Raw genomic sequence first — 11,756 nt, 5'->3', positions numbered from 1 at the left:
CGCCGGGGTGAACAAAAGTCAGCGGAACACGTCAGGACAGCGGCTTGAACCCCCTCAGCCGCAGGCTGTTGCCGACCACGAAGACCGAGGAGAAGGCCATGGCCGCGCCCGCGATCATCGGGTTGAGCAGCCCCGACGCGGCCAGCGGCAGCGCGCCGACGTTGTAGGCGAAGGCCCAGAACAGGTTCGACTTGATCGTGCCGAGGGTGCGCCGCGAGAGCCGGATCGCGTCCGCCGCGGCCCGCAGGTCACCGCGTACGAGCGTCAGGTCTCCCGCCTCGATCGCCGCGTCCGTACCCGTGCCCATCGCGAGACCCAGGTCTGCCTGGGCGAGCGCCGCGGCGTCGTTCACGCCGTCGCCGACCATGGCCACCGAGCGGCCCTCGGCCTGGAGCCGCTTGACCACGTCGACCTTGTCCTGCGGCATGACCTCGGCGATCACGTGCTCCGGCGAGATGCCGACCTCCGCGGCCACCGACGCCGCGACCGCCTTGTTGTCACCGGTCAGGAGGATCGGGGTCAGGCCGAGCGCCCGCAGCCGGCTGATCGCCTCCGCGCTGGTGTCCTTCACCGCGTCGGCGACCTCGAGGACCGCTCGCGCCTCGCCGTCCCAGGCCACCGCGATGGCCGTACGCCCGGCCGCCTCGGCCTCGGCCTTGGCCCGCTCCAGCTCGACGGGCAGGTGGATGGCCCACTCCGCCAGCAGCGCCGCACGCCCCACCAGGACCGCGTGGCCCTCCACGACGCCCTGCACACCGAGCCCCGCCACGTTCGCGAAGTCCTCGGGGGTGGGCAGCGGACCCGCCTGCTCGGCGGCTCCGGCCGCGACGGCCCGGGCGATGGGGTGCTCGGAGGAGTGCTCCAGGGCGCCCGCGAGCCGCAGGACCTCGGAGACCTGGGTGCCGGAGGCCGTGTGCGTGGCGAGCAGCTTCATCTTGCCGGTGGTGACCGTGCCGGTCTTGTCCAGGACGATGGTGTCGACCTTGCGGGTGGACTCCAGGACCTCCGGGCCCTTGATCAGGATGCCGAGCTGGGCGCCGCGCCCGGTGCCGACCATGAGCGCGGTCGGGGTGGCGAGCCCGAGGGCGCAGGGGCAGGCGATGATCAGGACGGCCACGGCCGCGGTGAAGGCGGCGGTGAGACCGGCGCCGTTGCCGAGCCAGAAGCCGAGGGTGGCGAGCGCGAGGCCGATGACGACCGGCACGAAGACCGCGGAGATCTTGTCGGCGAGGCGCTGGGCGGCGGCCTTGCCGTTCTGCGCGTCCTCCACCAGCTTGGCCATGCGGGCGAGCTGGGTGTCGGCGCCGACGCGGGTGGCCTCGACGACCAGGCGTCCGCCGACGTTGAGGGTGGCGCCGGTGACCGTGTCGCCCTCGCCGACCTCGACGGGCACGGACTCGCCGGTGAGCATGGAGGCGTCCACGGCCGAGGCGCCCTCGACGACCTTGCCGTCCGTGGCGATCTTCTCGCCGGGCCGCACCAGGAAGCGGTCGCCGGTCCTCAGGTCGCCCACCGGGATGATCTCTTCGCGGCCGCCGTCCCGCAGCACGGTGACGTCCTTGGCGCCGAGCTGGAGCAGCGCCTTGAGCGCGGCGCCGGCCTTCCGCTTGGAGCGGGCCTCGAAGTAGCGCCCGGCCAGGATGAAGGCGGTGACGCCGGCCGCGGCCTCCAGGTAGATGTTCCCGGCGCCGTCGCTGCGCGCGATGGTCAGCTCGAAGGGGTGGGTCATGCCGGGCGTGCCCGCGGTGCCGAAGAACAGCGCCCACAGCGACCACAGGAACGCCGCCGTGGTGCCGACCGAGATCAGCGTGTCCATGGTGGCCGCGCCGTGCCGGGCGTTGGTGAAGGCCGCCTTGTGGAAGGGCCAGGCGGCGTAGGTGACGACGGGCGCGGCGAGGGTGAGGGAGAGCCACTGCCAGTACTCGAACTGGAGGGCGGGGACCATCGCCATCGCGATCACGGGCACGGAGAGCAGCACCGCCGTGATCAGCCGCTCGCGCAGTGGCCGCAGGGCCTCGTCGGCCCGCCGCTCCTCGCCGTCACCGTCACCGTCCGGTGCCGAGGCGGCCTCGTCGCGTGGGGGCGCGGGTTCCTCGGCCGTGTACCCGGTGGCCTCGACGGTCGAGATCAGATCCTGTACGGAGATGTCCTCGCCGCGGTAGCTGACCTTGGCCTTCTCGGTGGCGTAGTTGACGGTCGCCTCGACGCCGTCCATGCGGTTGAGCTTCTTCTCGATCCGGGCGGCGCACGAGGCGCAGGTCATGCCACCGATGGCGAGTTCCACTTCTGCGGTGGAAGCCGCCTCGGGGGTGCCGGGAGTGGTGGTGGACATGTCTGCGGGCTCCTCGTGACGTGGGCGGAGGGGGGGACGGGCGGGGGTCAGACGCGGCCGACGTAGTCGTAGCCGGCGCCCTCGACGGTCTCGGCGATGCGCGCGTCGTCCGGCTCGGCGTCGGTCGTGACGGTGACCAGGCCCTCCGGGATGCGCACCTGCACGGCGGTGACGAAGTCGAGGCCGCCGACGACGTCGGTGACGACTCCCTGGCAGTGCGCGCTGTGGACGCCGTCGACCTTGTACGTGGTGGTGAGCGCGGCCATGGGGTGCCTCCTGCGACGTAGGGGGCCGATACCCGGGGTGGGTACCGGTCAACGAGGTCATTTATACCCCTGGGGGGTATCGAACGCAAGGGGAGCCCGAAGGCGATCGACACTTGACTTCATACCCCCAGGGGGTATCTTCAGATGCATCGGGACATCAAGGCATCAAGGCATCGACATTCAGGGAGCCGTCATGAACACCGGACTGAAGATCACCGCATTCGCCGCCGCCGTTGCCGCGACCTTCGGTACCGCGTACGGCGTGGGCCAGGCCGTCGACCCCGTCACGGACAGGGCGCCGACGGCCGGGCACGGCGCACACGACGGCGACCGGCGGGTGGGCGGGAAGACGGGCGGCGAGGAAGACGGCGCGTCGGCGCACGGCGGGGCCGCCGCCGGTGGTCTCCAGATCTCCGAGCGCGGCTACACCCTGGACCTCAAGACCTCGCGGGTAGGTGCGGACCGCAGGGAAGAGCTGCGCTTCGCCGTCGTCAAGGACTCCACGGGGCGCAATGTCACCGCGTACCAGAAGGAGCACGACAAGGAGCTGCACCTCATCGTCGCCTCACGCGATCTGACGGTCTACCGCCACCTGCACCCCACCCGCGCGGCGGACGGCACCTGGTCGACGAAGGTCGAGCTGCCCGAGGCGGGCGGCTACCGCGTCTTCGCCGACTTCCGCCCCGAGGGCGCGGAGGAGGGCCTGACGCTCGGCGCCGACCTCGCGGTGGCGGGCGAGTCCGCGCCGAAGAAGCTGCCCGCGCACGGCACCACCGCGACGGTGGACGGGTACGACGTGACGATGAAGGGCGAGCTGAAGACGGGCAGGGGCGGCGACCTCACCCTGAACGTGGCGAAGAACGGCAGGCCGGTGACCGATCTCCAGCCCTACCTGGGCGCGTACGGCCACCTGGTGGCCCTGCGGTCGGGCGACCTCGCCTACCTCCACGTCCACCCGAACGGCGAGCCCGGCGACGGCAGGACGAAGGCGGGCCCCGGCGTCTCCTTCACGGCGACGGCGCCGAGCGCTGGGGCGTACCGGCTCTTCCTGGACTTCAAGCACGAGGGGAAGGTCCGCACGGCGGCGTTCACGGTGCACGCGGCCGGCGGCGACGAGCGCGCGGAGAAGGGGGAGAAGACGGAGAAGGCGGAGAAGGGTGGGAGCGAGCACGGCGAGAAGGACGGCGGCCACCGGCACTGACCGCCGCCTCACCCCCTCACACCCGTACCCCGAAGGTCAATCGCCCTTCGGGGTACGGGTGTTGCCGCTCGGCGCGACGGCGGCCAGCTCGTCCACGCTGCCGGACATGACGGCGCGGACGTGCTGGGTCAGATGCTCGGCCGGCCAGTCCCACCAGGCCAGTTCGAGGAGCCGCTCGACGTCCTCGTCGCTGAAGCGGCGGCGGATCAGCCTGGCCGGGTTGCCGCCGACGATGCCGTAGTCCGGCACGTCGTCGACGACCACCGCCCCCGACGCGATGACCGCGCCGTGCCCGATCCTGACGCCCGGCATGACGGTGGAGCGGTAGCCGAACCACACGTCGTTGCCGACGACCGTGTCACCGCGTCCCGGCAGCCCGCTGATCAGGTCGAAGTGGTCGCTCCAGGACCCGCCCATGATCGGGAACGGAAACGTCGAGGGCCCATCCATCCGGTGGTTGGCGCCGTTCATGATGAACCGCACGCCCTCGCCGAGCGCGCAGTACTTGCCGATGACCAGCCGCTCGGGGCCGTAGTGGTAGAGGACGTTGCGGGTCTCGAAGGCGGTCGGGTCGTCGGGGTCGTCGTAGTACGTGAAGTCGCCGACCTCGATCAGCGGTGACTTCACGAGCGGCTTGAGCAGCACCACGCGCTCCTGGCCCGGCATGGGGTGCAGCACGTTCGGGTCGGCGGGGACGAGGGGTGCGGCGGGGTCGGGTCCGGGGTTCATGCCTCACATGATCCACGTCAGTCGAAGAGCGACAACTCCTTTTCCGCGGCGCCCGCGAGCTCGTAGCGCGTCCCCGTCAGGGGCCGCCCCGCGCAGAGCCGGATGAGGGTCGGCGCGTCCCCGATGTAGCGGGCCGGGGGACGACGCCCGTCCGTGGCGCCGAGGACCAGCGGCTCGTCCCGCCCGTCCACGTCCGCGTGGACCGCGAGTCCCGGTGCCGCCGCGCTGTACGAACTCCTGCTGTGCAGCTCGAGCAGCGCCAGCGCGTCCGGGAGGCCGTCCCCGCCGTACGCCCCCGGCTCGCCCCACGCCTCGCGGATGTCGCCCGCGTGCACCCACTCGCCGAGTGCGATGCCGTCCAGGATGCCCTTGGCCGCGGCCATCACGGGCCCGGCCTCGGTCATGCCGCGCTCCAGCTCGTCCACGAGGCGGGAGGAGGACCAGTCGGCGCGCTCGGCGATGTCCCGTTCGTTGCTCTCCGCGCTGAACACGCCTTCCTCGAAGCGGTTCTCCACGACCCGCATCAGCGCGGAGCCGCAGTGCGCGACGACATGCCGCACGGTCCAGCCGGGACAGCAGGTGCGCAGTGCGAACGCCTCGTCGGGCGCGGACCTCAACAGCGGGATCAGGGCGTCGCGTTCGGTACGGAGCAGCCGTCCGGCGCGCTCGGGCTCGTAGTGCTCGTCAGGTGTGGTCGTCGTCATGACCGAAGCCAATCGTCCGCGGCCGCGCATGGCAACGGGCGGACTGGAATCACCCGGCCCGCCCGAAGCCCCACGTGCCCCGTCCGAAGCCGTCTCAAGCCCGTCCGGCGTTTTTTGAGCGCGAGTACGGCGCAGCCGACGACGGACGCCCACCGCGCTACGCGTCCACCGGCACCGCCTCCCCCTTCGCCGGCGCGGACTCCCTCCGCATCACCAGCAGCGTGACCAGGCCGCCCACCGCCGCGAGGCCCGCCGCACCGGTGAACGCCGCGCTGAACCCGTCCGTCAGCCTGGGCAGGTCGCCCAGTTCGCCCGCGCCCCGCGACGTCGCGAGCGCGGTGAGGGCGGCGAGGCCGAGCGCCGAGCCGACCTGGTAGGTGGTGTTGACGATGCCGGAGGCGAGACCGGCCTGCTCCTGCGGGGCGCCGGACATGGCGGCCATCATCGCCGGGATGTAGGCGAGGGACATGCCGAGCGCGGCGACCAGCGAGGCGGGCAGGACGTCGATCACGAACGAACCGGTCGGGCCGGCCTGGGCGAGCCACAGCAGACCGGCCGCGAGGACGAGGAGCCCGGTGCCGATCAGGTTCTTCGCGCCGAAGCGGCCGAGGAGCCGGGCGGTGACGGCGGTCATGAAGACCATCAGGAGCCCGGTCATCGGCAGCAGGGCAGCGCCGCTCGCGAACGCGCCGTACCCCATGACCTGCTGGAGGTAGAGGTTGAGGAAGTACCACATCGGGATCCACGCGGCGCCGAGCAGCGTCATCGCGAGGTTGGCGGAGCCGAGCCGCGGCACGCGCCACACCTTCAGCGGCATGAGGGGCTCGCGGACGGACTTCTGGACGACGAGGAAGAGGGCCAGAAGGGCGGCGGCGCCCACCAGTTGCAGCACGGTCCCCGCCGAGCCCCAGCCGGTCTCCGGCGCGCGGACGACGGCGAAGACGGCGAGCGCGAGACCGGCGGTCACCGAGACGGCGCCCAGGATGTCGACGGAGCCGCGCCTGCCCTCGACGGCGGGCAGCAGGCGGGTCGCGGCGAGCGTGGCGAGGCCGATCGGGACGTAGATGATGAAGACCCAGGGCCAGCTGAGCCACTCGGTGAAGACACCGCCGAGGAAGACGCCCGCCGTGCCGCCCGCGGGAGCGGCGGCGCCGTAGAGCGCCATGGCCTTGCCCAGCTCCTTCGCGTCGTGCCCGAAGAGCAGCATGAGCAGCGTCATGGCTGCGGGCGCGATCAGCGCGCCGCCGACGCCCTGCACGGCGCGTCCGGCGACCTCGACGGCGGCGGACTGCGCGGCGGCGGCGAGGACGGACCCGGCGATCAGGACCACCCATCCGGCCACGAAGACCTTCCGCGCCCCGAGCAGGTCGGAGAGGCGCCCGCCGAGGAGCAGCAGGCCGCCGAAGGCGATGACGTACGCGTTGAACACCCACTGGAGCTCGCCCTGGGAGAACCCCAGGTCCCTCTGCATCTCGGGGAGCGCGACCCCGATGATCGAGGTGTCCATGATGACCATGAACTGCGCGGTGGCGAGCACGAACAGTGCCCACCAGCGCATGGGATTGACGGTTTGCATGGCTGTTTCCCCTCCACGGATGTACCGGCCGATACCCCCCAGGGGTACCACCCGGACCGACGTCGGGGACCGTAACATACCCCCTGGGGGTATTCCATCGTTAGAGTCCCCCCATGGCCGACCACCATCACGACAAGGACCTTCGGGGCCGCTGGCTCACGACGCTGCTGCGCGCACGGGACACCGACGAGTGCGTCTACGACCCGTACCGGTTCGCCGACAACCTCCTCGCCCGCTGGGCCGAGCCCCAGCGGCGCTACCACACCGTCGACCACCTGACGGCGGTCCTCGACCACATCGACGTACTGGAGGACCACGCCGACGACGCCGAGCTGGTGCGGCTCGCGGCCTGGTTCCACGACGCGGTGTACGCGCCGGACCGCTCCCAGAACGAGGAGCGCTCCGCCCGGCTGGCCGAACGCGCCCTCCCCGAGGCCGGACTGACGGCCGCCCAGACGGCGGAGGTGGCCCGCCTCGTCCGTCTCACCGTCACCCACGACCCCGCCGAGGGCGACCGCAACGGCGAGGTGCTGTGCGACGCCGATCTGGCGATCCTCGCGGCGGCCCCGGACGCGTACGCCGCCTACGCCGCGGCCGTCCGCGAGGAGTACGCCTTCGTGCCGGACGAGGCGTTCCGCACCGGCCGCGCGGCCGTCCTGCGCCAACTCCTCGGCCTGCCCCACCTGTTCAGGACGCCGTACGGCGCGGCCGAGTGGGAGACGGCGGCCCGCGAGAACCTCATGACGGAACTGGCACTGCTGGACGCCTGAAAATTGCCGCGCGCCGGACCGGCACACTCCGTACGCTCCCCCCATGCTTCTCATGGGTGGGGACAGAGTCGAGGAGGCCGTCGCGCACACGGCCGAGGTGCTGCGCGCGGCGGCCGACCGTGACTGGAGTGCGGCGGCGGGCGGGCTCGACTGGAGCGGCCTGCAGACGGCGGAGCACCTGGCCGGTTGCCTCGTCGCGTACGCGGGGCAGTTGACCGGCCGCGCCACCGGCGGCTATGTGCCCTTCGAGGTCACGTTCGACGAGGGCACGGACCCCGAGGGCGCGATCCGGGCGATCGAGGCGGCCGCGGGCATCCTCGCGTCGGTGGTCCGCACGGCACCGCCCGGCGTCCGCGCCTACCACCCCTACCCCCACGGCAGCGCGGACGCGGCGGGCTTCGCCGCGATGGCCGTCGCCGAGATGCTCCTGCACACGTACGACATCGCGCGGGCCCTCGGCGTCGAGGCGGAGCCGCCCGAGGAGCTGTGCGCGGCGGTGCTCGGCCATCTCTTCCCGCACGTCTCGCCCGCCGGCGGCCCGCCGTGGCGGGTCCTGCTCTGGGCCACCGGCCGCGGCGACCTGCCGGGGCGCGCGCCGGTCACGCGGTGGCGCTGGCACAACGGCCTCTCCCTGCCCGCGGGCCCGGTCTCGCTGTGTGAGGTGTCCCCCGCGGCCGCCGCGGACCTCGCGGCGGGCGGCACGGGCGGGCTGGCCTGGATCGAGGGCGGCCCCTTCCACGGGACGCGGGGCGCGGCCGGGCGGGTGGCGAAGTCGTACGCCGAGGGGGTGCACCGGCCCGAGTGGGGCCTGTACGCGCTGGTGCGCGCCGAGGACGGCCTCGCCATCGGCGGCATGGGCTTCCACGGCCCGCCGGACGACGAGGGCTGCGTGCAGGTCGGCTATGACCTGGCGGAGGGCGCGCGGGGCCACGGCTATGCGACGGCCGGCCTGCGGGTGCTGTCGGAGTGGGCCCTTGCCCGCCCCGAGGTCACCTCCCTCCTGGCCCTGACCGACCCGGCGAACACGGCGTCCCAGGGCGTGCTGACCCGCGCGGGGTACACCCGTCTGCCGGACCGCGACACCGCGTGGGCGTACGGGATGCGCCGGGCCTGAGCCGCGCCCGCGCGGGGGTGTTCACCGGGCGGCGGCGGCCCCGCCCAGCGCCAGGCGCACCGGGTCCCGCGTCTGCGTCCCTTCCGCGTACGCGGCGGCGTAGGCGTCCTCGCCGAGGGCGGCGCGCAGGCGGTGTTCGGCTTCGACATGGGCGACGTGGAGCGGCTTGAGCCCCGTCAGCGCGACCCCTGTCGTGCGCAGGAGCCGGGCCGCCGCCCCCATCAGCCGCGCCGCCCGGCCGTGGTCCCCGGTCGCGGCGGCGGCCCAGGCCAGCGCCTCCACGCCCCAGACGGGCCCCCACCGGTCACCGATGGCCCACTGGCGGCGCAGCGAGTCGCGGAACAGGCCGAGGGACCGGTGGGCGTCGCCGTGCCGCAGCTCCGCGAGGCCCATGCCCCACAGCCCCCAGGAGTGGGCCCAGCCCGCGCGGTGGGCGTCGGCCTCGGCGGCGTACTCGCGCCCGGCGGCGAGGGCGGCCCCCCGCTCGCCGAGGAACGCCGCGGCCATGGCCCACATCATGGTCGCCATGTGCGCGTCGCCGACCTGGCCGCCCGCCCGAAAGCGTTCCCTGGCGTGGGCGAGGAGCGCGATGGAGTCGGCGTCGCTGTGGGCGAGCAGGGCGAAGGCGCCCTCCATGTACGCCAGTACGGCCGGGGTCACGCCGTCCTCGGCCGCCCCGCCGAGCCGCACGGCCTCGGCCAGGAAGCGTTCGGCGGCGGGCTGGTCCCCCTGGCACAGCGCGATCCAGGCGGCGAGCGCGAGACCGCAGGACCGCAGCGGGACGGGGGCCTCGGGGGCGAGGTCCAGCGCGTGGGTGAGCCAGTGCCGGCCCTCGCCGAGGGAGCTGCTGAAGAACCAGTACCGGGTGCGGGTGAGGTTCGCGGCGATCTCGAGGCCCGCCGCGGCGTCGCCCTCGCCCGTGACGCTGAAGTCGAGGGCGGCCCGGAGGTTCGGCGACTCCAGCCGCAACCGGGACAGCCAGGCGACCTCACCGGGCCCGCACCACTGAGCGGCGGCCCGCGCGGCCAAGGACCCGTAGTGCGCGCAGTGCCGCCGCCGCAGCGGCACCTGCCGCCCCGTCTCCCTGAGCCGCCCCTGCCCGTACTGTCGCAGCGTCTCCAGCATCCGGTACCGGGCGGGCGACCCGGTCGTGTCCACGGTGAGCACCGACTTGTGCACCAGGGCCGCCAGCACGTCCACGACGTCCTCGCGGGCGGGCCCGCCCGCGAGGACACCTGGGGCGCGGGAGGCGTCCTTGCGGGCGGGCTCCACCCAGGAGGCGCCCGTGCAGGCGGCGCCCTCCTGCCCGAAGTCGCGGCAGGACACGGCCTCGCCGTCCGGATCCTCCGGGCACACCGCCTCCGCCGCCGCCAGGTCGAAGCCGCCCGAGAAGACCGAGACCCCGGCCCACAGCCTCCGTTCGCGCTCGTCGCACAGGTCGTGGCTCCAGTCCACGACGCCGCGCAGGGTGCGCTGGTGGTGGGGGCCGTTGGCGGAGAGGAGACGGAACCGGTCGTCGAGGCGGTCCAGGACCTCCTCGGCGGAGAGCGTGCCGAGGCGGACCGCGGCCAGTTCGATCGCCAGGGGGATGCCGTCCAGGCGGCGGCACAGGCGGCCCACCGCCTCCTGGTTGCGGGCGGTGATCCGGAAGTGCGGCGCGCACGCCTCGGCGCGGTCGGCCAGCAGCCGCACCGCCTCACAGCGCGTCAGCGAAGGCGCCGCGCCCCGCTGCCGGGGAACGCCCAGGGGCGGTACGGGCAGCAGGTACTCCCCCGGGGCCCGCAGCCCCTGGCGGCTCGTGGCGAGCACCCGCAGTCCCGGCGCCGCGCCCAGCAGCGTGCCCAGCAGCTCGGCGGCGGCTTCGGCGACGTGCTCGCAGTTGTCGAGGACCAGCAGCAGCTGCCGCTCCCGCAGATGTTCGACGAGGACTTCCGTGCCGGGCCGCAGGGACTGGTCGGGGATGCGGAGCGCCTCGGCGACCGCGCGGTCGAGCAGGCGCGGTTCGGTCAGCGGCGCGAGGTCGGCGAGCCAGGCGCCGTGCGGGAACGCCCACGCGGCCTCGGCGGCGGCGCGCAGGGCGAGGCGGGTCTTGCCGACGCCGCCGGGCCCGGTGAGCGTGACGAGCCGGGCGCTCTCCAGGAGCGTGCGGGTCTTGCGGAGCAGTGCCTCACGCCCGACGAACGTCGTCGTCTCGGCGGGCAGGTTCCCCTTGGCCCGAGGACCCCGCGGGGCCGGCGGCGCGCTCAGCGCGGGGTCGGCGGTGAGGATCCGCTGGTGCAGCCGCCACAGCTCGGCGCCCGGGTCGACGCCCAGTTCGTCGAGGAGCAGCGCGCTGACGGTGGCGTAGCAATCGAGGGCCTCGCCCTGGCGTCCGGAGCGGTAGAGGGCGAGCATCCGCTGGGCCCAGAAGCGCTCCTGGAGCGGGTGGGCGGCGGTGAGCTCCCGCAGCCGGGGCAGTACGTCCGCGTGCCGCCCGAGCAGGAAGTCGGCGTCGGTGCGCAGCTCCAGCGCGCTCAGCCGCCGTTCGTCCAGCGCGGGGACGACCTCCAGGGCCAGCCGCTCCGACGGTACGTCCGAGAGCGGCCGGCCGCGCCACAGGGCCAGTGCCTCGCCGAGCAGCGCGGCGGCCCGCTCGGGCGCGTGCGCCGCGGCGGCGGCGCGGGCCCGGTCGACCAGGGTGTCGAAGCGGTGCAGGTCCAGGGCGCCTTCGGGGACGTCGATGACGTAGCCGCGCGGGCAGGTACGGATCGGCTCGGCGGCGGCGGCGGAACCCAGCGTGCGCCGCAGCCGCAGCACGTAGTTCTGCAGGGCGTTGCGCGCGCCGTCCGGCGGTTCGTCCCAGAGCCGGGCGATGAGGGTGTCGGTGGGGACGACGCTGCCCGCGTCGACGAGCAGCGAGGCCAGCAGGGCCCGCTGTTTCGCGGCCCGCACCGCCACGGGTCTGCCGTCGGCGAGCACTTCCAGAGGCCCGAGGATCCGGTACTCCAGCTCCGCGTTCTCCACCCCAGCTGTCACGTTCCGTCATGATTCCAGCACCGCGCGTGAGTGTCGAGTGACCGTCAAG

Annotated in this window: 9 protein-coding genes; 3 read left to right on the top strand and 6 right to left on the bottom strand. The window is 73.8% G+C overall.

Features of this window, described 5'->3' with window-relative positions:
- Positions 1-31 precede the first annotated feature (31 nt).
- Both ACF062_RS30525 and ACF062_RS30520 read right to left on the bottom strand, forming a co-directional pair.
- Positions 32-2,332: a heavy metal translocating P-type ATPase gene (locus tag ACF062_RS30525; protein WP_392142854.1), complete on the bottom strand. Its 2,301-nt coding sequence runs from the start codon at positions 2,330-2,332 to the stop codon at positions 32-34.
- Between the two features lie 47 nt (positions 2,333-2,379).
- On the bottom strand, positions 2,380-2,598 hold the full coding sequence (locus ACF062_RS30520; protein ID WP_392142853.1) for a heavy-metal-associated domain-containing protein: 219 nt from the start codon (positions 2,596-2,598) through the stop codon (positions 2,380-2,382).
- Positions 2,599-2,791: 193 nt separating this feature from the next.
- Here ACF062_RS30520 and ACF062_RS30515 point away from each other — a divergent pair, with 193 nt between their 5' ends.
- Positions 2,792-3,799 (top strand): hypothetical protein, encoded by a 1,008-nt coding sequence (locus ACF062_RS30515; RefSeq protein ID WP_392142852.1) that lies wholly within the window; start codon positions 2,792-2,794, stop codon positions 3,797-3,799.
- Between the two features lie 36 nt (positions 3,800-3,835).
- Here the strand turns inward: ACF062_RS30515 and ACF062_RS30510 are convergent, their stop codons facing one another.
- From ACF062_RS30510 to ACF062_RS30500, 3 genes are all read right to left on the bottom strand, one after another.
- Positions 3,836-4,528: a CatB-related O-acetyltransferase gene (locus ACF062_RS30510; RefSeq protein ID WP_392142851.1), complete on the bottom strand. Its 693-nt coding sequence runs from the start codon at positions 4,526-4,528 to the stop codon at positions 3,836-3,838.
- Between the two features lie 17 nt (positions 4,529-4,545).
- Positions 4,546-5,232: a maleylpyruvate isomerase family mycothiol-dependent enzyme gene (locus ACF062_RS30505; RefSeq protein ID WP_392142850.1), complete on the bottom strand. Its 687-nt coding sequence runs from the start codon at positions 5,230-5,232 to the stop codon at positions 4,546-4,548.
- Between the two features lie 157 nt (positions 5,233-5,389).
- Positions 5,390-6,808, bottom strand: a complete 1,419-nt coding sequence (locus ACF062_RS30500) for an MFS transporter (RefSeq protein ID WP_392142849.1) — start codon at positions 6,806-6,808, stop codon at positions 5,390-5,392.
- A 113-nt stretch (positions 6,809-6,921) separates the two neighbouring features.
- On the opposite strand from ACF062_RS30500, the gene ACF062_RS30495 reads away from it, so the two are divergent.
- Together ACF062_RS30495 and ACF062_RS30490 are read left to right on the top strand one after the other, a co-directional pair.
- On the top strand, positions 6,922-7,578 hold the full coding sequence (locus ACF062_RS30495; RefSeq protein ID WP_392142848.1) for a hypothetical protein: 657 nt from the start codon (positions 6,922-6,924) through the stop codon (positions 7,576-7,578).
- Positions 7,579-7,621: 43 nt separating this feature from the next.
- A complete protein-coding gene (locus ACF062_RS30490; RefSeq protein WP_392142847.1) occupies positions 7,622-8,692 on the top strand; it encodes a GNAT family N-acetyltransferase in 1,071 nt (356 codons plus the stop codon).
- A gap of 21 nt (positions 8,693-8,713) precedes the next feature.
- Here the strand turns inward: ACF062_RS30490 and ACF062_RS30485 are convergent, their stop codons facing one another.
- Positions 8,714-11,707: a BTAD domain-containing putative transcriptional regulator gene (locus tag ACF062_RS30485; RefSeq protein ID WP_392142846.1), complete on the bottom strand. Its 2,994-nt coding sequence runs from the start codon at positions 11,705-11,707 to the stop codon at positions 8,714-8,716.
- Between the last annotated feature and the right edge of the window lie 49 nt (positions 11,708-11,756).

The organism is Streptomyces sp. NPDC015345, from assembly GCF_043078805.1.
GTDB lineage: Bacteria > Actinomycetota > Actinomycetes > Streptomycetales > Streptomycetaceae > Streptomyces.
The sequence above is the reverse complement of the archived record's forward strand: the minus strand, read 5'-3'. Positions and strand labels throughout refer to the sequence as shown.